The sequence below is a fragment of the Ruminococcus sp. AF37-20 genome (assembly GCF_003460465.1).
Taxonomy (GTDB): domain Bacteria; phylum Bacillota; class Clostridia; order Oscillospirales; family Ruminococcaceae; genus Hominimerdicola; species Hominimerdicola aceti.
Window position 1 is genome coordinate 1 of record NZ_QTVE01000027.1, and the last position, 19,754, is coordinate 19,754.

Annotated in this window: 14 protein-coding genes and 1 other RNA gene; 7 read left to right on the forward strand and 8 right to left on the reverse strand. The window is 43.7% G+C overall.

Translation table 11 applies throughout. The annotated features are described in order from the left end of the window. Positions 1-50: 50 nt before the first annotated feature. Positions 51-1,364 (forward strand): recombinase family protein, encoded by a 1,314-nt coding sequence (locus DW015_RS11895; protein ID WP_147338162.1) that lies wholly within the window; start codon positions 51-53, stop codon positions 1,362-1,364. Positions 1,365-1,496: 132 nt separating this feature from the next. Here the strand turns inward: DW015_RS11895 and DW015_RS11900 are convergent, their stop codons facing one another. Together DW015_RS11900 and DW015_RS11905 are read right to left on the reverse strand one after the other, a co-directional pair. Beyond that, positions 1,497-4,226, reverse strand: a complete 2,730-nt coding sequence (locus DW015_RS11900; RefSeq protein WP_117905780.1) for a glycosyl hydrolase — start codon at positions 4,224-4,226, stop codon at positions 1,497-1,499. 124 nt (positions 4,227-4,350) lie between these two features. Further along, a complete protein-coding gene (locus DW015_RS11905) occupies positions 4,351-4,695 on the reverse strand; it encodes a hypothetical protein (protein ID WP_117905781.1) in 345 nt (114 codons plus the stop codon). A 173-nt stretch (positions 4,696-4,868) separates the two neighbouring features. Here DW015_RS11905 and rnpB point away from each other — a divergent pair. The 3 genes from rnpB to DW015_RS11920 all read left to right on the forward strand — a co-directional run bounded on the left by rnpB (position 4,869) and on the right by DW015_RS11920 (position 9,606). Then, positions 4,869-5,215, forward strand: an RNA gene (gene rnpB / locus DW015_RS11910) — RNase P RNA component class A. Between the two features lie 179 nt (positions 5,216-5,394). Beyond that, positions 5,395-7,557 (forward strand): bifunctional diguanylate cyclase/phosphodiesterase, encoded by a 2,163-nt coding sequence (locus DW015_RS11915; RefSeq protein ID WP_117905782.1) that lies wholly within the window; start codon positions 5,395-5,397, stop codon positions 7,555-7,557. An 87-nt stretch (positions 7,558-7,644) separates the two neighbouring features. Further along, positions 7,645-9,606: a cellulase family glycosylhydrolase gene (locus DW015_RS11920; protein WP_117905783.1), complete on the forward strand. Its 1,962-nt coding sequence runs from the start codon at positions 7,645-7,647 to the stop codon at positions 9,604-9,606. 60 nt (positions 9,607-9,666) lie between these two features. Here DW015_RS11920 and DW015_RS11925 read toward each other — a convergent pair whose 3' ends face one another. Continuing rightward, positions 9,667-10,536, reverse strand: a complete 870-nt coding sequence (locus tag DW015_RS11925; protein WP_117891273.1) for a DegV family protein — start codon at positions 10,534-10,536, stop codon at positions 9,667-9,669. 100 nt (positions 10,537-10,636) lie between these two features. Beyond that, complete coding sequence (locus tag DW015_RS11930) at positions 10,637-12,991, reverse strand: ATP-dependent Clp protease ATP-binding subunit (protein ID WP_117905784.1); 2,355 nt, start codon at positions 12,989-12,991, stop codon at positions 10,637-10,639. A 231-nt stretch (positions 12,992-13,222) separates the two neighbouring features. Between DW015_RS11930 and DW015_RS13490 the strand changes: the two genes are divergently transcribed. After that, positions 13,223-13,378, forward strand: a complete 156-nt coding sequence (locus DW015_RS13490) for a hypothetical protein (protein ID WP_022288524.1) — start codon at positions 13,223-13,225, stop codon at positions 13,376-13,378. 48 nt (positions 13,379-13,426) lie between these two features. Here DW015_RS13490 and pap read toward each other — a convergent pair whose 3' ends face one another. Next, the gene (pap, locus tag DW015_RS11935) at positions 13,427-14,938 is read right to left on the reverse strand and encodes a polyphosphate:AMP phosphotransferase (RefSeq protein WP_117905785.1); all 1,512 of its coding nucleotides are present in this window, start codon (positions 14,936-14,938) and stop codon (positions 13,427-13,429) included. A 197-nt stretch (positions 14,939-15,135) separates the two neighbouring features. Here pap and DW015_RS11940 point away from each other — a divergent pair, with 197 nt between their 5' ends. Then, positions 15,136-16,170, forward strand: coding sequence for a hypothetical protein (locus DW015_RS11940; RefSeq protein WP_117905786.1), 1,035 nt, complete (start codon positions 15,136-15,138; stop codon positions 16,168-16,170). Positions 16,171-16,271: 101 nt separating this feature from the next. Here the strand turns inward: DW015_RS11940 and DW015_RS11945 are convergent, their stop codons facing one another. The 3 genes from DW015_RS11945 to DW015_RS11955 all read right to left on the reverse strand — a co-directional run bounded on the left by DW015_RS11945 (position 16,272) and on the right by DW015_RS11955 (position 19,105). After that, a complete protein-coding gene (locus DW015_RS11945) occupies positions 16,272-17,264 on the reverse strand; it encodes a M15 family metallopeptidase (protein ID WP_242993284.1) in 993 nt (330 codons plus the stop codon). A gap of 90 nt (positions 17,265-17,354) precedes the next feature. Further along, entirely contained in the window at positions 17,355-18,359 is a 1,005-nt protein-coding gene (locus DW015_RS11950; RefSeq protein WP_117905787.1) for a zinc ribbon domain-containing protein, read from the reverse strand. Next, complete coding sequence (locus tag DW015_RS11955) at positions 18,356-19,105, reverse strand: serine/threonine-protein kinase (RefSeq protein WP_181979921.1); 750 nt, start codon at positions 19,103-19,105, stop codon at positions 18,356-18,358. The genes DW015_RS11950 and DW015_RS11955 overlap by 4 nt, the downstream gene beginning before the upstream one ends. Positions 19,106-19,167: 62 nt before the next feature. On the opposite strand from DW015_RS11955, the gene DW015_RS11960 reads away from it, so the two are divergent. Beyond that, a complete protein-coding gene (locus DW015_RS11960) occupies positions 19,168-19,587 on the forward strand; it encodes a hypothetical protein (protein ID WP_117859641.1) in 420 nt (139 codons plus the stop codon). The last annotated feature ends 167 nt before the right edge of the window (positions 19,588-19,754 follow it).

Consider the following 19,754-nt stretch of genomic DNA (forward strand, 5'->3'; position numbering starts at 1 on the left):
ACTTTGATTGTTTTGTATGTGTCAAGTTTTATTATACAGGATTAAACGGTGTGCTATACGGGAACGGAAATATTCTTGGGTACGACCGAGTCGGCTCAACCTATGTGATCAATCCGGAGCAGGCGGAAACGGTGACGATAATATATGATTACTATCTGCACGGCTACGGAATAAAGAAGATCGTCAACGAGCTATATCGCCTTGAACGCAGGGACTCATCGGGTAACGTCAAGTGGGACGTCTCAAAGGTAAACAGAATACTGAAGAACGCAACCTACAAGGGCTATATCGGGTACAATAAATCAAGTACCAATAACTATCTGGAGCAAAAGAGGAAAAACAATTATGACACCTCAACCTACGTTTATCACAAGGGTGATTTCGAGCCGATCATCAGCGAAGCACAGTGGGACGAGTGCGCACGGATTATGAAATCACGCTGTCAGGTGCTAAAGAACAGTATGGGTAAGGATAAGAAGTTCGGACATAATCCGTCCGCCGACCCTTGGCTGAACAAACTGAAATGCCATTGCGGTTCGGGATTTAAAAAGTACAAATGGCGGACGAACAAGAAAGACGGCAAGGAGGTTTATGGTTATTCCTGCTATCGTCGCAGTCAGTCGGTCAGTCCACGTTATCTGTCAAATCACGGGATTGAGGCGGATGGTGTGTGCGATATAAAAGGAATTTGTCAATGGAAACTTGAAATGATGGCGGACAAGATTTTTGGCGAGGTGCTTGCGGACAGATATGAGATCATTGAAAGGGTGCTTGACTTGATCAACAAGCACTGCATGGAAGGAACCGATTCGTTGCAGAAAAACGCCTATATTATCAAATCCAAAATTGAAAAACTTGAAGCGAAAACACGCAAGCTGGTTGATATGTATGCCGAGGGAGATATTGAAAAGGACGAATACCGAACGGTCCGAGCTGATTCAGAAAATGAGCTTGAGTGTTTAAAAGCGGAGCTTAAAAGGAACGACACAGCTGATACGGTCAGCGGAAACTGCATAGACACGGATCGTATTCGCAGAACTCTTGATGAGATACTTTCTGCTGACAACGGTCACATCAACGATGAAATTATTAGCAAATTGGTATCGAGAATTACGCCGTTTGACAATACAAATTTTGAATGGATAATCAATCTCGGCGAGGAGAAAAGTGAAAAAATACGTTGTACGCTCACAGGCAGAAAAAACTCTGCTGAGCTTATGATCGGTGACGGCGAAAGCTGTCACTTTACATACTGGTTGATAAATCTACTTGGTTTAAACGGTGAAATTGTCATAAAAGCTCGTGCAGGTGAGCTGCTGCACAGGCTGCTATCGCACAGAAGAAGTAATTCTTGCAAAGTTTAGAATATCTGAATAGATAACAAAAATTTCACCCCGTGTCTTATGATACGGGGTGTTTTTGTGTGCGAATAAAAAATAATAGAGGTCTGACGTTTGAGCCAGACCTCTATTTTGCTATGGACAATCACTTTTTCTTTATTTTTTTGTAGTCACGCTCTTTGAAACCGACCATGCACCGTAATATTTTGTGCCGTTCACTGTCGTGTAGGAACGGACACGAACGTAATATTTCTTGTTGCCGCTAAGTTTGGAAATTGAGGTCTTGTCGGTCTTGTTGTTTGTTATGGTGACTTTCTTTGCGTTTGTAAACTTGGAGTTAGTCGCATACTGTATCTCATAGCCCGTTGCGGAGCCTTTCTGCGCCCAATCCACGAAAAATGCTTTGGATTTAGACGTAAGCTTCTGTATCTCCTGCTTGGCAGGGTTTATGGTAAAGGTCTTTGTGATAATGCCACCATATTTGCCTTTGCCTGTTATCTTGACAATTGCCTTGCCGATTTTTTTGTTGTTTGAGTAGGAAGTTGTGTAATCAGTTCCGTTTTTCAGGGCAGTGCCGTTGTATTTCACAGTAATGTTCTGCGTGATAGCCTTGCCTGTGTATGCCTTGGTGGAAATGCCAGAAACGGAAGCTTTTGTGATATCATATTTTGCGGTCTTTATGCTTTTTATGTCAGACCATGGACCATAATAGGTCTTGCTTCCAACGTTTGTGTATGAACGCACACGGACGTAGTATGTCTTATCGGCTGTCAGACCACTTATTGTCAGTTTATCTGGCTTGTTGGCAGTGAGGTGTTTAGAAGCCGCACCGCTCATGTTTGCGCCGGTGGAATACTGAATGTCATAGCCCGTTGCAGAGCCTTTCTGCGCCCAATCCACAAAGAAGCCTTTGTATCTTGTTTCAAGCTTTTGTATGGTCTGCTTGGCAGGGATAATGTCAAAGCCTGCGGAATAACTGCCGTAGTAGTTGCCCATGCCTGAGATAGTGATGTTAGCGTGACCGATTTTAACATTGTTCGTGACTATCACACGATAGTCGATGTTCTGACGGAGAACTTTGCTTCCGTCCTTAACAGTGACTGTCGGAATAATTGCACTGCCTGTGTACTGTGCAGTGCTTGCATAGGAATAGCCTGATGTTGGAAGCATTTTTGTGGTGACCTTTACAGTGCATACGGCAGACCTTCCGTTAGGCAGGGAGGCTGTTATCTTTGCTGTGCCTTTGCCCGTGGCGGTCACGACACCGTCTTTTACTGTGGCAACGGCTGTGTTGGAACTTTTCCATGTTACTGTCTGAGGGGTGTCTGAGGTCACGCTGGCTTTTAGGGTAATGCTGTCGCCGTATGTGACTTCTTTTGACGTGGAGTCAAGAGTTATCTGTGTATTGTCACTGCTGATAGGATAGCTTTTCAGGTCGGGCAGACTTGAAAGTGTCACGGCATAGTCGCTGTTATAGACCTTTTGCCACATACTTTTCTCGGTATATTTCTCAGAACTTGATATACAAAACTCACCGCTCCATGTGCCGAAATATGACCATGCGGTGTTTGCCGCAAAGGCTTTGTCAAGGTCGAAAAGACAGCCGTTTTCTGTAAGGGCAACTATTTTTCCGCTTGGTGAACAGTCTGTGGCTTCAAGATATTTTGAGCTTTGTGCTGAATAATCTCTTGTGCCTGGGTAGATATCCTCGCCAATTATGTCAACATATTCGTCACCGGGATACCAATTTGCCGCCTGACCATTCCATACCCATATGATATTGTCAAGCTTGTATTCATTCGTGAGCTTGTTATATATTGCCTGCCAAAGCTTTTTGTAGGCTTCCGAGCCGTCTGCACCCCACCAGAACCAACCGCCGCTTGCCTCGTGAAGCGGTCTGAACAGTACCGGAACGTCTGCGTCAGAAAGACGTTTGAGTTGTTTGGCGATCTCGTCAACGTCGCTCATAAGAGTGTTGTAGCCCTCAGGGTCTGAGCCGTTCATTATTTTGGTAAGCGAGAACTTTGAGCGGTCAACGTTTTTGGTGTAAAAACCACCCCACCAACGTGGATTTCCGCCGTCTGTACCTGAGAGAAGATATTTGTCAGGTACGTTCCAATGCCAGCAGAATGTTACTATTCCTCCTGCCCGTGAGAACTCGATAGCCTTTTCGACAGCGTCGGAGGTGTCACCGTTCTGGACACGGCATGGAGTATAGCGCATAAAGTCAAGACCCAACATAGCAGGGGTCTGACCAGTGGCGGACTTTATAGCTTTGAACTCAGTGCCGTTAAGACCACCGTCGCAATACTGTCCTGTTATGACCTTTTTGCCGTAAACGTCTTTCATATAGCTGTAAAGGCGCTGTGTGCTTTGTGAAGCGTATGGGTCAACGAGATTTTCAGCAGCAGTGTAGGCATTTGAAGCGCTCATTTTTTCAATGGTTATGTAGTCGAGAGAAAAATATCCCCACGACATTGTTATTTTGACAGTGTTCTGACCCTTTTTGAGATATATACCATTCACTGTGGAGGCTTTATAGGCAGAGCCGTTTGCACTGCTGAAAGTACCTGCATTTGAGCCGTTTACAGAAAGGTTGTTTATCTTATTTGAGCCTTCTCCGCGGCTGTAAAGCTTTATTTTGTAGTATCCGCTTTCGCTGACTGTAACAGTTTGTGACCATGTGCAGCTTGAGTCTGAAAAACGAACCGACCTAGAGCCTGATGCGGAATTGTCTGTTTGGATATAGGCAGAGCCGCCCAAAGTGCCGTTTTCGGCTTCATATTTCAGCGTCTGCTGTGCAAAAACAGAAAGCTGAGCCGAGCCTGTGGTGAGCATTGCCGCACTTAAAAATGCGGCTGCGACCTTTTTGATATTGAACTTCATAGATGTTTTTTCCTTGTTAGATTATTTGCCGGTAAAAGCATAAGTTAATTTTAACATATTTTTTGCGTATTGTAAACAATATATCAAGGCTAATTATAAGATGATTTGTAAACTTTAATTTTGCTTATTTCATCAGCCAAATTTCGCAGACGTATTCGGTCTTGTATGAAATATCACCATTAGGCTTTTGCTGACTCTCACATATATCATATATTGTGCAGCCGAGATATTTGTAATCCAGCCTTTGGGAATAAACTGTAAGGTCGCCTTCTTCATCAGTGAAAAGCTCGTTTGAAAAATTCACCTTTTTGGCATATTCAAATATTTCATCATAGCTTTTGCAGCAGTTTATTACATAGCTTACCCTTATAAATTCACTGTCTGAGGGAAGTCCAACGTCGCTGAGGTTGCTTTTTAGCTTATCCAATGTTATTTCATTGCAAGTATCGATCTCGCCCTCACTTTCCACATAGAGGACAAGTTCTCATTTTTTACGCTCCTTTGATTTGGTTATTTTAATTCTATCACATTTTTTGTAAATTGTAAATATGTTTGAGACGTTTTGCATGATTTTTAAGAATGCTCACTGTCTATGCTGGCTTTTATTTGACATTTCGTCATTCATGTGATATAATCATATTGTGAGCGAGCTATGCGATAGCGTAAACGTTCTAGGTTTATGAGGAAAGTCCGAGCATCATAGAGCAGGATAGCTGATAACGTCAGCCGAGGGTGACCTTAGAGCCAGTGCAACAGAAATATACCGCCAACTTTTGTTGGTAAGGGTGGAAAGGTGGGGTAAAAGCCCACCAGAATGGCGGAGACGTCATTGCTATGTAAACCTTATCCGATGCAACACCAATGGTAGCTTGCAAGTCAATGGCTGCTCGTCAGACTTGGGGCTATAGGTGGCTAGAGCTGTGCGGCGACGTACAGTCCAGATAGATTATCGCACTCGACAAAACTCGGCTTATCGGTTCGGTCACATTTGCTCCGTCAGTTAAACTTTTTTAAGCTTAACTACGGGGCTTGTTTTTTAATAATATATAAATTTGGTCATTTGTTTTGTGCATTATAAATAAATTTCTATAATTCCCCTTGTGATTTTACGGAAAATATGTTATAATGATGCTAGACGTATTTATATAAGCAGAGGAGGGCTGTTTGTATGGAAATACCAGCTAAGACCTATAACGAAAAGTTCGAGAGCTTTTTGAAAATACTTGAAAGCGATGACAGATTTGATAATGTGTGCAAGAATTTTCTCGAAAGTATTTGCTCTGCACTTTATGTCAATGCGGCTACGGTAACAGTTTCAGGTTATGAAAACTCAGAACCTTTGAGTTATGAATTGATCGCTGATACACATAAATATACTGTATTTGCTTTTGATAAAGAATTTAATAGAAATAGATACAATGCAATGAAAAAAGCACTTATGCAAACTGGTATTCACGTTGCGGATAAGGCTCATCCGAATGGAGATGTGGAGGAAATATCCCTGCGTGGTGTGGTGTATCCTTGTTCACTCACTTGTGCTGTCAAGGACACCAATAAGTATGTTGCATATTTCAATCTTTTGTCCTCTGATCCTGAGAGAGTATGGTCACCTGAGGAGATACAGCTAGCCTCACGTCTGACATACATACTTTCTGGAATGCTCCATACTAGGAGAGCGGCTGAACATGCTGAAAGCACTACTCGCACGCTTACTGACGTTATGGATAATATGAATTCCTATGTTCTTGCAGTGGCACAGGACAGTGGTGAGATAGTTTTTGCCAGCAAGAGCTTTGAACAGTATTTGGGGAAACTGGTCGGCAAAAAGGAAAGTGACGTTTTCAGCAAAACTTGGTGTGAGCTTCCTGCTCATAAGGAAGGAATGCTTTTTGGAGGAGATTATTATTCCGAGATCATGAACAAATGGTTCAATGTGTCGGAAAAACTCATAAAATGGCATGACGGCAGAACTATCAGACTTTGCACACTTAATGATATCTCAGAAAAGATAAATTATGAGAGGGTCATCGAAAAGCAGGTCTTTTACGATAATCTCACAGGTCTTCTTAACAGATTAAGTCTTGATAAGAGTATACAGGGCATTATTGAAAGCGATGAGAACAGCACTGTTATGCTCATTGACCTTGATAATTTCAAAAACATAAATGACAGCTATGGTCACAATAATGGTGACCGACTTCTTAAAGAGATAGGTAAATTCTTTGAGGATTTTGCCCAGAAGAATAAAAAGCTGAGCGTTTTTAGATTTGGCAGCGATGAGTTCGTTGTGCTTCTGAGAGATCAGGATCAGACCGAGATCGACGAGATATGCAAGATCATACATGATAAGTTCAACACAGAGTGGCAGATAGCTAACAGCACTTGCTATTGCACTTGTTCAATGGGCGTTGCGAAGTTTCCAAAGCTTGACGATACTGTAAACACGGTTCTTAAAAGGATCGACCTTGCCATTTCATATGCGAAAAAGCAGGGCAAGAATTGCACTATAAATTATAACGAAACTATCGGCAGGATACTTTCAAGGCAGATCGAACTTGAAAGGCTCATGCACAAGGATATCACAAACGGCTTTGCACATTTCACGGCGTACTATCAGCCTATATTCAGCAGCTCTGAAAAGAAGCTTGTGGGCTGTGAAGCGCTTATGAGGTGGAATCCACCTGAGTTCGGTCAGGTTTCCCCTGCCGAATTTATCCCTATGGCGGAAAGACTTGGCTATATCAATCTCTTGGGTGAGAACATGATAAGGATCGCAGGCAGACAGTGCAAAAAGTGGGCTGACGCAGGGCTTGATTTGAGAATGAACATCAATCTGTCTGTAGGTCAGATAATTGAGCCTGATTTCCTTGACAAGATAGACACACTTTTTGACGAAACAGGCGCACCCCCTGAGAAGATATGTTTTGAGGTCACAGAAAGTCTTGCTATCCATGACATGGAAAAGATGAAGGAGCTTTTGAAGCATATAACAGACAAGGGCGTGAAGATAGCACTGGACGATTTCGGAACAGGATATTCTTCGCTTAACTGCATAAAGGAAATGCCGCTGAATACCATTAAAATAGACAAGTCGTTTATTGATGATATTGCAAAAAATCCTGACACTGCGGTGTTTGTTAAAATGATAGTTAATCTTTCTCACGACCTGCATATAGCAGTTTGCGCAGAGGGTGTTGAGGAACAGGTGCAGTTCGATATCCTGAGAGATCTGGAAACTGACGTTATACAAGGCTATTATTTCGGCAGACCTATGCCGTCAGACAAGTTTGAGGAGAAGTTCCTTAGCGAGAAACTCCAGTCAGTAAAATAAGTCGCCAAAAAAAGAAAGTATGACCGTCGGGCGTAATACTCGGCGGTCTTATAAATATGTAAAAATCAAAAATAAAGGGGAAAGCTTATGAGTGATGAGAAAAAAGACGTAAACAGCCAGCAGGAGAATGTGGGCAAAAAGGGCATAAACAAAAAGCTTATTATCGCTTTTGCAGGCATGGGCGCTGTTATAGTGGGGCTTGTTATTGCACTGATACTGGTGGCAACATCAGGCAAAAAAGACGTGGACAGCTCAGCTTCAAAGGCGGAGAGCAGTTCTGCGGTGACTTCAGAAACCGATGACACCAGTGAGGAGGACTCTGCGGCTGATGAAAGCGAGGACGAGTCTGATGCTGATGAGGAGGAAAGCTCTCAGGAAAGCAAGGACGATAAAAAGGAAAAGGGCTTTATCATCTCCTATTCAGGGGACAACAGTTGGCAGGACGGCGACAAGGTCATGACGGGCATGGAGATAGGCATTGAGAACAACTCCGATGAAGCCCTCAAGGAGTGGACGCTGGAGCTTGAAATTGACCAGCTCAAAAGCTGTGACGGCTGGAACGGCAACTTTAAGGTCAAGGGCAACAAACTCACGGTCACGAATGTTGATTACAATGGCGAGATCGCAAAGGGCGGTTCGACCTCTATCGGCTGTAATATCGGAACTGGAACAAAGCTCAATGTTAAGTCTGCAAAGCTAAACGGTGTGGAGTGTACTGTTAAAAAGGGCAAGGTATCACAGAATAATAACAATAACAACAATAATCAGAATAATGACAAAAAGGTCACGGAAAAGGACGTTAAAAAGCTTCTAAAGCGTACCTCAAAGGCTAAACAGGGTGACGATTGGCTTCACACAGACGGAAGCAAGATACTTGATAAGGACGGCAAAGAGGTTTGGCTCACGGGCGTGAACTGGTTTGGCTACAACACAGGCACTAACACCTTTGACGGACTTTGGAACAGCGAGCTTGTGTCATCGGTGGAGGCTATTGCAGACCATGGCTTCAATCTTATAAGAGTGCCTATGTCAGCGGAGCTTATCAACCAGTGGTCAGAGGGCGAATATCCAAAGGCGAACTACAATAACGCGTACAATGAAGAGCTGAACTCTATGAACAGCCTTGAGATATTTGATTATTTTCTCAAGCTTGCGGAGGAAAACGGTCTTAAAGTAATGCCTGATATCCATTCAGCGGAAACCAATGCCAGCGGTCATACTGTAAATCTGTGGTATACTGACAAGGTCACTGTAAAGGACTATTACCATGCTTTGGAGTGGCTTGCCGACAGATATAAGGACAATGACACTATCGTTGCATTTGACCTGAAAAACGAGCCTCACGGCAAGCCTAACGAGGGTGACGCTGCGGCAATATGGAATGATTCAAAGGACGCAAACAACTGGAAGTATGTGGCTGAAACGGCAGCGAGCAAGGTGCTTGCGAAAAATCCTAATGTGCTTATAATGGTCGAGGGTATCGAAATATACCCTAAGAACATCAAGAAAAACGGGGATTATTCCTCCACCAACAGTGATGATTACTATTTCAACTGGTGGGGCGGAAATCTCAGGGGCGTAAAGGACTATCCTATCGACCTTGGCAAATATCAGAATAAGCTTGTTTACTCGCCGCACGACTATGGTCCGACAGTTTATCAGCAGCCTTGGTTCGAGGGGGATTACACATACAAGAGCCTTATGAAAGATTGCTGGAAAGACAACTGGTTCTACATTCAGGAGCAGGATATCGCACCGCTTCTTATAGGCGAGTGGGGCGGCTTTATGACAGAGCCTAACCTAACTTGGATGACCTACATGAGAAAGCTAATAAAGGACAATCATGTAAATCACACTTTCTGGTGCTTCAATGCAAACTCAGGTGACACGGGCGGACTTGTAAAAGACGATTTTGTTACATGGGACGAGGAAAAGTATGATTTTGTAAAGGAAGTTCTTTGGCAGGAGGGAGGCAAGTTCGTTGGACTTGACCACGCTATCCCGCTTGGAGATAATGGTATAACTTTGAAAAAGGCAAAGGGTCTTTGATATCACATATAAAAATAGCGGACGAAGTTTTCGGGCTTCGTCCGCTTTTGTATTGTATTTTTATCGCTGGTCGCCCATAAAGAACAGAGCGAGAGTTCCAGGCCCTGAGTGTGAGCCTATAACAGCACCTGTGTAGCAGATATGCACAGTGGTCTTCTTCCCAAGCTTTTTTCGCATAAGGTCGGCTGCATATTCAGCGTCTGAAAGGCAGTCGCCATGGCAGACGGCTACTGTGGAATTATCCCAATTTCCCATGCGTTCGCACATCATATCCACAAGCTTTTCAATGGATTGCTTCCTGCCTCGTATCTTTCCAACTGGGATAAGATGTCCCTCGTTGTCAACGTGGAGAAGCGGTTTAATGCCAAGAATAGAGCCTGCTATGGCGGCAGTCTTTGATACTCTGCCTCCTCGGTGGAGATATTTCAGGTCATCAACTGTGAAAACATGGCATAGGTGAAGCCTGTTGTCAGTGATCCACTGGGCAAGCTCGTCAATGGAAAGACCCTGCTTTTTCTTTTCGTCAGCCTTTATGAGCAAAAGACCTTCGCCTGTTGAAGCACAGAGGGAGTCTATGCAGATTATCTTGCCTTCTGGGTATTTTTCCATTACGCTATCTCTTGCAATGCAGGAAGTGTTGAAGCTTCCGCTAAGACCTGATGAAAATCCAAGATAAAGCACGTCATAGCCTGCGGCAAGTTCCTTTTCAAAAGCCTGTTCATAGTCGGAGATCCCTATTTGCGATGTTTTTGTTACTGCGCCGTTTCGCATTTGGGAATAAAATTCAGGCAGCGTCATGTCATTCTTGCTCTTTACAACACCGTTTACTTCAAAAGATAAGTCCAGAAGCGTCACGTCCATATTTTTTAATATATCCTCCGACAGATCGCAGGTGGAGTCGGAATATAGCTTGTATTTTCTGTCAGACATTTTTATCCTCCTTTTGCCGTTTGGGCAACAATATATAAAAATATTATAACATATGGGCGGGCTTTTGTAAAATATCCCTCAATTATACTTTGTAAAATTTCTATGAACACAATTGTCTGCGGTGCTGTGCGACAGTTAAGGTGTTTTCAGATACGCAAACAGAAAAGTCACGGCAGGCGGAGGAGATAAGCATATCGCTTATGCGATTTTCTATGAGGGCGGTAATTATGTGGCGTATCTCTCTTGCAGAGCCGCTTTTTGAAAGTGCCTGCTTTGCGATAAAAGGGTATACCTCTGGCTGACAGGCGAGTGTACAGCCAAGTTCGGAGAGCCTTTTTTCAAGAGCGGATATTTCAAGGCGTGTAATGTTTTCCATATCGGAAAGGGTAAGGTCGTTAAAAACAATCACCTCATCTATCCTGCCTAAAAGCTCGGGAGACATAAAGTTTTTAAGCTCTGAGAGCATGGCTTTTTTCTTGGCTTCGCCATTTGACTTGCTGTTTGAAAAGCCCACGGTCTTGGTTTCGGCAAGCTTTTTCACGCCGATATTCGAGGTCATTATTATAAGGACATTGGAGAAAGAAACTGTCCTGCCAGCAGAGTCGGTAAGACAGCCGTCCTCTAGTATCTGCAAAAGCAGATTGTAGATGTCAGGGTGAGCCTTTTCTATTTCGTCAAGAAGAAGCACACAGTAGGGCTTGCGGCGAATTTGTTCGGTAAGCCTGCCACCCTCGTCAAAGCCTACATATCCAGGGGGCGAGCCTATGAGCTTTGAAACGCTGTGGCGTTCCATGTATTCTGACATATCAAGCTTTACAATGGCGTTATCTCTGCCAAAAAGCGTTTTGGCAAGATCTTTTGCAAGCTGGCTCTTGCCCACTCCCGTTGACCCTAAGAAAATAAAACTTCCCATGGGGCGGTCGCTGCCCTTTAGTCCTGCACGACAGCGGCGGACGGCAGAGCAGAGTGACTTTATAGCCGTCTGCTGTCCCACAATGCTTTCGCTTAGCTTATCTTCAAGCCCTGTGAGCCTTGCGGCTTCGTCCTGTCCGATATCGGCGCAGTTTATGCCTGTGAGCGATGAAATAACGCTGTCAATGTGTCTTTTTTCAAGTGGTATGCGCTTTGGGCGGCACTCTGTTATGGCGGTGAGATATTCGTCACGGGTGAGCTTGCCTTTCACATAATCGTTGAAAGCGTCTGATATTTTCTCGCCAGAATTATTTTCACTTTGCTCTATGACCGCACAGGCACAGGCTTCGTCAAGAATATCAATTGCTTTGTCAGGAAAAAATCTGTCGGTGACATACCTTGCGGCAAGCTTAACTGCATATGGTATAAGGTCAGGGGAGATGTCAACGCTGTGGTGTTGTTCATATTTGTCTATAAGACCGCTGAGGATACGGCAGGTCTGGCTTAGATCAGGCTCATCTATCTTCACTTTCTGAAAGCGTCGCTCCATAGCTGAGTCTTTTTCAATATTTTTGCGGTATTCCTCAAAAGTCGTTGCGCCTATGAGCTGTAGACCGCCCCTTGCAAGCTGTGGTTTCAGGATATTTGCAGCGTCTATTGCACCCTCTGCCGCTCCTGCACCCATTATGTTGTGAAGCTCATCAATGAAAAGTATCACATTTCCAGTCTTTGCGGCTTCGTCCATACAGCTTTTCAATCGCTCCTCAAAGTCCCCGCGATATTTTGCGCCTGCAAGGAGGGCAGTCATATCAAGGGAGAAGATCCGCTTCGAGGACAACGCAGACGGCACTTCTCCAAGCATGATCTTTCTCGCAAGCCCCTCCACAACAGCGGTCTTTCCCACACCTGCTTCACCTACAAGGCAGGGATTGTTCTTTGTGCGGCGGCAGAGTATCTCCATGATACGTTCTGTTTCAGCTTCTCTGCCTATGCAGGGGTCAAATTTTTCGCACTCGCTTTTGCGTGTAAGTTCTCTGCCGTAGCGTTCAAGGGTCTTTAGCTTGGGATAATTTCTGTCTGAAAAAATATTAGGCTCGTTGCCTGACAATGAGCAATCGTTGTACATCTTGTTGCAGTTCACCCCTAACTGCTGCAATATCTCAAAGGCACAGCAATCGCTGCGGCGGAGTATCATAGCAAGAATGTATTCCGTTCCTGCGATACCGCCACCCATGCTCTCGCACAGCCTTTTTGCGCCTTTTAAAACAGCGGCAGCGTTAGGAGTGATGTCATTTTTCGTAAGACGGCATGGCGTGCCTCTGCCTATGATGTATTCTATTTGCTCCTCTATCCTTTGAGCCGTGACCTCGTGGCGCAGAAGCACTGCACAGGCTGTGGAGTCCTCCTCATAGGCGGCAGAGAGCAGGATATGCTCAGTGCCGATATAAGTATGCCCCCAGCTTCCTGCCAGAGTGACGGCATTTTTCACAAGCTCTCTTGCCCTTGGTGTAAAGCTGTCGCTATCAAAAAACTGTTCGTTCATAAAATTCACCCCTTAAAATGTTTAAGACAAAGCTTTGTCTTAGCTACATTCTTGACAGTTTTGCGTCTTGTTATTCTCGCATTTTTATCGCTTTTATATTCTTATGCACAGGACAAATTCTCCTTGCAGATTTTTTTGTAACACATTTTTCTCTGCGTCATAAACTGTAATATAAAGCAACGGAGCAAAGCTTCAGCTTTATAAATCTTAATAAAAAAGGAGATTTCATTTATGAACGGTTGTGGATTTGGCGGTTGTTGGTGGATCATTATCCTTATTCTCATATTCTGCTGTGGCTGCGGCGGCTGCGGAAATGGCTGTGGCGGTTGCGGAAACGGCTGCGGTGGTTGTGGCTGCGACAATGGTTGCGGCGGCTGCGGATGCTGATCTGACGGCAAATAAAAGACGGCGGAGCATTACGCTTCGCCGCTTTTTTTATTTATATTCTTTTTCCAAACGCTTTTCAAGGCGTTTCACAATAGTTTTCAGTGCTTTTATGCGGGCGTATTTTTTATCGTTGCCCTCAAGTATCGTCCATGGTGCTATATCTGTGGAGGTAAGTGTTATCATGCGGTCAACATATTTCTCATAGGTGTCCCACTTTTCACGGTTGCGCCAATCCTCATCGGTTATCTTCCAACGCTTTTCAGGCGTGTTCTCACGCTCGTTAAAACGGCGGAGCTGTTCGTCTTTATCAACATTCACCCAGAATTTTATTATCTCTGCGCCCCAATCATGAAGCTGGCTTTCAAACTCGTTTATCTCACGATAAGCCATGTTCACACGTTCTTCGGGGGTGAGCTTTTCGATAGGCTCGACCATTACTCTGCCATACCATGTGCGGTCAAAGATAGTAAAGTGACCATTCTTTTCAAGACGTGTCCAGAAACGCCATAGATAGTGCCTTGCAAGCTCTGAGGGTTCGGGTGCAGCGATAGGGTGAACTTCATAGCCCCTTGGATCAAGGGCAGCCGCAATACGCTTGATATTTCCGCCTTTTCCTGCTGCATCCCAGCCTTCATAGCATATTATAACAGGTATCTTCTTCTGATAGCAGAGATTTTGCAGATTGAAAAGCTTGTCCTGATATTTTTTCAGCTTTTTCTCATATTCCGCTTCGTCAAGGGACTTGTTCATATCCACTTCTGCAAGAGCAGGCATTTCAATAATCTTATACTCAGGATAATTGTATCCGCAGGTGTCGAACTGTGGTTCAGGAATATAATGTTCGCCCTTCTCCTTGGCGGAAACTGCAGTGCTTACTGCCTTTGTGACCGCTGTCAGCATTTCAAGCTCAGCAGAGGCACGTTCATTTGCCCCAACGCAAGTCCACGGAGCAAATGCCGTGTTTGTGCTTTCAAGCATTTTGTCATATCTGCGGAAAAATTTATCGTATTTTTCCATGTTCTTTATATCGTGGCTTTCCACACGCCAGCTTGTAACAGAGGAGCCCTCCAGCTTTTCGATACGCTTTTTCTGCTCGTCTTCGGTAATGTGCAGGAAAAATTTCACGATAACATATCCGTCATCTGTAAGCTGCCTTTCAAAGGTGCAGATATCTTCAAGACGTGTGTCCCTTGTGTCCTTGTCTATCTCGCCGTACATACAGGCGTTCACAGTGTCACGATACCAGCTTCGGTCAAGGATAAGAAACTCGCCCTTTTTCGGCAGGCTTTGCCAATAACGCCACAGCCATGGCATACGCTTTTCCTGCTCGTTTGGCGCACGAAATGACACCACCTTGTAAAAACGTGGGTCAAGAGAGCGTATGAGCTTTGCTATCATCGAGCCTTTTCCTGCGGCAGACCAGCCGTCAAATGTGATTATAACAGGCATTCCTGCGGTCTTTATTTTGTTTTCAAGCAGGGTGAGCTGTTCTCTCAGCCCTTTTAGCTGTTCGGATATCTCTGATTTTTCTGTGTTTTTCTGTATGATCTTTTCAAGCATTGCTATCTCTCCTCTTTTCACTAAATTGTTATTATCACAACTTAATTTATTTGATTTATGTATATTATACACATTTTATTTTTATTTGTATATAGACATTTTTCATGAAAATGCTATCTCTTTTTTGTTAATACGGAGTTAATATTATTGGTTTATACTAATATGATATAAAATATCTCGCAAAGGACGGCAGTGATATGTCAAAAAAAGACGAAAAGGACATTAATATATCAAAGCTCGACAAAAGTCTGGAGGGTCAGGGTCTGTTGGAGGACGCTGATGACGCAGAGTATGAGCGCACGCTGGCTCAGCAAAGGCGTGAGGCTGAGGAGCGTGAAAGGCAGGTTTTAGAGCAGGCGGAAGCTGAAAGACGTGAGCGTGAACGTCAGGAAGAAAAGGAACGTGAACGCAGGCTTGCTCAGGAGCGTATCGAGCTTATGAAGCTCAAAAGCGGAGTTATCGATGAAAGCGAGTCTTCCATAAAGGAAGAGCATGACCAGATAAGAGAGCTTCACGGCTTTGAAAAGGTGCAGAATTTCTTTTATCACAACAAGGTGTGGATAATCTTTGCAATATTTATCATAGCGGTGGCGGCATTTATTTTTATTGACGCTGCAAGGCGTGAAAAGGCTGACCTGACAGTGCTTATGATCGCAAACAACGGCTTGGAAACACGTCAGGAGGAACTGGAGGAGTTCTTTGAAAAATACACGGACGATCTTGACGGCAATGGTTATGTCCATGTTGAGGTCATTATGATTCCGCTAAATTCTCACAGCGACGATTATCAGCAGCAGAACGTGAACAGCACTAAGTTCTTGGCACAGCTTCAGGGGGGCGAGTCTATACTTGTTATAACAGACTCAAACACTGACGAGGAGTTCAAGTCAATAATGACTCCTGATTTGCCAAAGGAAATTCCGAACAACAAGTATGTTGACGATATGGGCATGAGCTGGAATATGGAGGTCATGGCAAAGGAGCTTAACTTCGAGAATATGCCGAATGATATCCACCTTTCAATGAGAACGCCAGTTAAGACTTTGGGCGACTCTAAGGAAACTATGCAGGAGAATTATGATAAGGCGTTCAAAGTTTTCAAACGCATAGTTGACGATATGACTGAGAAAGCCGTAGAGGCAGGAGATAAGGGCCTTACAACTGAGCCTGTTCACTATGATGACAGCAGTTTGGAAAGCTCTGATAGCACAGAAAGCTCAGAAAACAAGTGACGGATATTTGGCTGTAGGGGACGGCGTCCTCGACGTCCCGTATGACAAAGTAAAGAATAGCGGACAACCACTTTCCCGTGGCTGTCCGCTTTGTATTTGTATCAGTATTGATAATTGTAATTTGTGTTGTCCTGATAATAGCCGTCTGTGTAGCCGTCAGACTGATTTGACTGGGTGTCGGAACTGTTCAGGCTTGAACAGTTCTGATCTTCGGCATATTTGTAATCAGAGGTGACACCAAGATATTCTTCAAGGCAAAGTCCGCTCTTTGTTACCGCCTGGGCTTTTTCCTTGCCAAGATAGCGAATATGCCACGGCTCATACACATATCCTGTTTTGTCCTCTTTTCCCTCAGGGTAGCGGATAATAAAGCCGTACTCTGCACAATGCTCGGCGAGCCAGTTGGCTTCAGGAGTGCCTGCAAAGCTGTCCTCGGTGGTATTCACATCAAAGGTCAGACCTGTCTGATGTTCCGAATGTCCCGGACGGGAAGATACCTCGTCTGCGGCTTCTGTGCCACGCTCTGCGGCATAGGAGTTATAAAGAGATTCCTGATCCTGATATGAACGATAGCTTGAATTTACAAAGAGTGTTATGCCGTCCTGAGCCGCTGCAGCTGCCATTTCGTCAAAGGCGTTCTGTGCAATTGTGCTTACGCCCGGAGCATAATCTGATGGCAGGGAGTAGGTCTTGTTTACGATAAGAATGCCGTCAACAAAGGTCATGCCGTTTGACTGCTCTATCTTATGCTTTGTTTCTTCTGCTTTGCTGTTGTCGGAGGTTTTCTTTTTGGTGGTGTTTTTTGCTTCCGCCTGCTTTGTGCTTTCGGTCTGTGATGATGAATCAGCAGCAGGCTTGTTGTCTGACTTTCCACCGCAGGCTTTCACTATCACAAAAATTATCACCAAAAGAATTGCTATGGCAATGATACGGTTTTTCATAACACGCCTGTGTTCTCTTGCACGCCTTTCGGCACGTCGTTTTTCCATTTCAATGCGCATTCTTTCGTATTCTTCGTCAGAGTAGTCATAGTTGTTATATGGCTGTTTGTCTGTGTTTTCAGTCGTGTTGCTGTTATTTATATGTTCGTCCATAGCTATCCTCTTTTTTTGCAGATTATTTCACACTTTTGTGTAAGTATTATACCATACTTTGACGCAGTTTTCAAGTCGGATATTGTCGTCTTATTTCATAACATAAACATAGCATTGATATAGCGGCATAGATTCGTATTCATCATTATCCGGGTCATTCCACATATGGTCTTTTCTTTCCTGAACTATATCATCATGGAAAAAGCAAACACCAAGATATGTGTAATCTTCCAAGCCGTTGATCAGATTGTCACCGTAAGAGAAACCGAAGCTTGCATTATTTTTTAACCAAGTAAAAAGCTCTGTGTATGCCTCGTCATAGTCTGAAACACAGCTGTTGTTTGCTGTGAATTGTCGTATTTTGCTGTTGTTAGGCAGACCGACCTCAGAGAGATGTTCGTATACGTTGCCAATGCCTTGGCAGTAGTCGTCCATTTGATACAGGCTCTTTTGCAGACATTCATCAAGCTGTCCGCTTGCACGGAGTGGTTTCAGACCATATTTCTCACGGAGAGGATTTACATAATCAAGCAGGTCAAGGGTCATCTGACTTGCACCATCAGGGGAGTAATATTCAGGCTCGACAGGCTCGTCCTGCTGAGTATCTTCTGTGTTTTCCTGCGGTATATCCTGCTGTATCTCAGGCTCTGTCACAGGCTCAGTCACTTTTTCTGTAGTGGTAGTGGTGGTGACTGCGGCGGCTTTTGACTCTGCTAATGCCGCCCCTTCTGCAATATCTGACGCAAGGGCAGCCTTGTCAGGCTCACGCTTTTTTGTGGTAGTAGTCATGACAGTGGTGACGGGAGGCAGAGTAGTTGTCACAGGTGTATTTGTGGTGACAGTGGCAGCAGATCGAGGTGTGCTTTTTTTCACAGCCGTGGTCTTATCACTATTGTTATTATAAGTATACACCCCGAAAACAGTTGCGGATACTAATGCCACAGCGATTATTGGTGTGGCTATTTTTGCTTTTAAAAACACTTTTTTGGGGGTAGCGAGAACTATTTCTTGCCTCTTGTTTATTTCGCTCATGCAGCCAAAGCAAAAAATGGAATCGTCATGAAGAATTCTTCCGCAATTAGGACATTTTTTCATATTTTCAAATGCCTCCTGACTTTGTCAAGTGCTTTGAACATTTCCTCCGCCGAGCTGTATCTGTCAGACGGATTTATGGAAAGTGACTTTTTGATGATCTTCAACAGCTTTTTGTTTTCGCACATTTTGACTGACGGGTGCTCGCCTGTCAAAAGAACGTTCAGAAGCACTGCCAGAGAATAGAGATCTGTTCTTGCGTCAGATTGCTGCATACCGAATTGTTCAGGTGCGGCAAAGCCTACAGTTCCCAAAGTTTGGGTGTCAGAGCGTTGATTAGATTTGTAAATTTTAGAAATATCAAAATCTATAATCTTGACATTATTGTCGTCACATATTATAATATTATCAGGCTTTATATCACGGTGAACGATGCCGCTGTTGTGAAGAGCATACAATCCCTGGCATATGGAGCAGGTAATGTTCAGGGCGTCGTGTTCTGTTAGTGTTTCGCCGTTTGCATAATCCGTAAGAGTCATGCCGTCGCAGAATTCTTCATAGATAGTATACGCTTCACTGCTTTCGGAGATCTCGTAGATACGGCAAAGATATGGATTATTTATCAATGCGAGCCTTTGGTATACAGAAACGTCAGCAGGCTTATAGATAATGTGCCGCACCATTTTTACACCTGTGTCACTCTCTAAAATGACTTTTTCGTGCTTGCTGTTTTTAAATAGATAGTTTTTGCAGTCGAACATTTTGTCAATCTGTTCTGTTTCAAAATCATATAAGCTTTTTTGTGACATATTTCTCATCTCCAATGTAAAAATGTAAAAAAAATAAATTATTATAGGAAGGAACTGGTGACATGAAAAAAACAACACAGCTTATGGAGGAGCTAAATGGAAGCGATGATATCAACAGTTTTCTAAGCAACAATAAGGATTCTCTTGACAGACAGGATTTTGCAAGTTATCTTTGTGAGCTTCTGAAAAAGAAAAAGATGACAAAGATAGAGGTCATAAGAATATCCCAGCTAAATCAAATATATGGATATCAGATATTTGCAGGAGCAAGACTTCCAAGCAAGGATAAGATAATCGCTATCGCACTTGCTATGAAGCTTGATGTTGATACCGTTCAGCGACTTCTGACACTTGCGGGTGAAGCTCAGCTTTATCCTAAAAACACCCGTGATTGCATACTCATTGATGCAATAAACAAAGGCTATGATGTGGCAAAGCTCAACAAAGTGCTTTTTGAAAATGGTTCACAGTGCCTTAAATAACGATCGTTTCATAAAACAGCTCCGGCTCTTCGGAGCTGCTGCTTTTTTATTATCGTAACAAATATTATATCACATTTTGACAAGGTTTTCAAGAGTTGTCAGGAAATAAAAACACACGCCGTGTAGTGCTACAATAGATATTGGACAAAATTAAGAAAAAAGAAAAG

Bases quoted from the DNA above. Each gene is read 5' to 3' on its own strand.
- pap (WP_117905785.1), bottom strand. From the start codon at position 14,938: ATGCTTGAAAAGATCATACAGAAAAACACAGAAAAATCAGAGATATCC.
- DW015_RS11925 (WP_117891273.1), bottom strand. From the start codon at position 10,536: ATGTCTGACAGAAAATACAAGCTATATTCCGACTCCACCTGCGATCTG.
- DW015_RS11920 (WP_117905783.1), top strand. From the start codon at position 7,645: ATGAGTGATGAGAAAAAAGACGTAAACAGCCAGCAGGAGAATGTGGGC.
- DW015_RS11930 (WP_117905784.1), bottom strand. From the start codon at position 12,991: ATGAACGAACAGTTTTTTGATAGCGACAGCTTTACACCAAGGGCAAGA.
- DW015_RS11960 (WP_117859641.1), top strand. From the start codon at position 19,168: ATGAAAAAAACAACACAGCTTATGGAGGAGCTAAATGGAAGCGATGAT.
- DW015_RS11950 (WP_117905787.1), bottom strand. From the start codon at position 18,359: ATGAAAAAATGTCCTAATTGCGGAAGAATTCTTCATGACGATTCCATT.
- DW015_RS13490 (WP_022288524.1), top strand. From the start codon at position 13,223: ATGAACGGTTGTGGATTTGGCGGTTGTTGGTGGATCATTATCCTTATT.
- DW015_RS11940 (WP_117905786.1), top strand. From the start codon at position 15,136: ATGTCAAAAAAAGACGAAAAGGACATTAATATATCAAAGCTCGACAAA.
- DW015_RS11915 (WP_117905782.1), top strand. From the start codon at position 5,395: ATGGAAATACCAGCTAAGACCTATAACGAAAAGTTCGAGAGCTTTTTG.
- DW015_RS11945 (WP_242993284.1), bottom strand. From the start codon at position 17,264: ATGGACGAACATATAAATAACAGCAACACGACTGAAAACACAGACAAA.
- DW015_RS11955 (WP_181979921.1), bottom strand. From the start codon at position 19,105: ATGTCACAAAAAAGCTTATATGATTTTGAAACAGAACAGATTGACAAA.
- DW015_RS11900 (WP_117905780.1), bottom strand. From the start codon at position 4,226: ATGAAGTTCAATATCAAAAAGGTCGCAGCCGCATTTTTAAGTGCGGCA.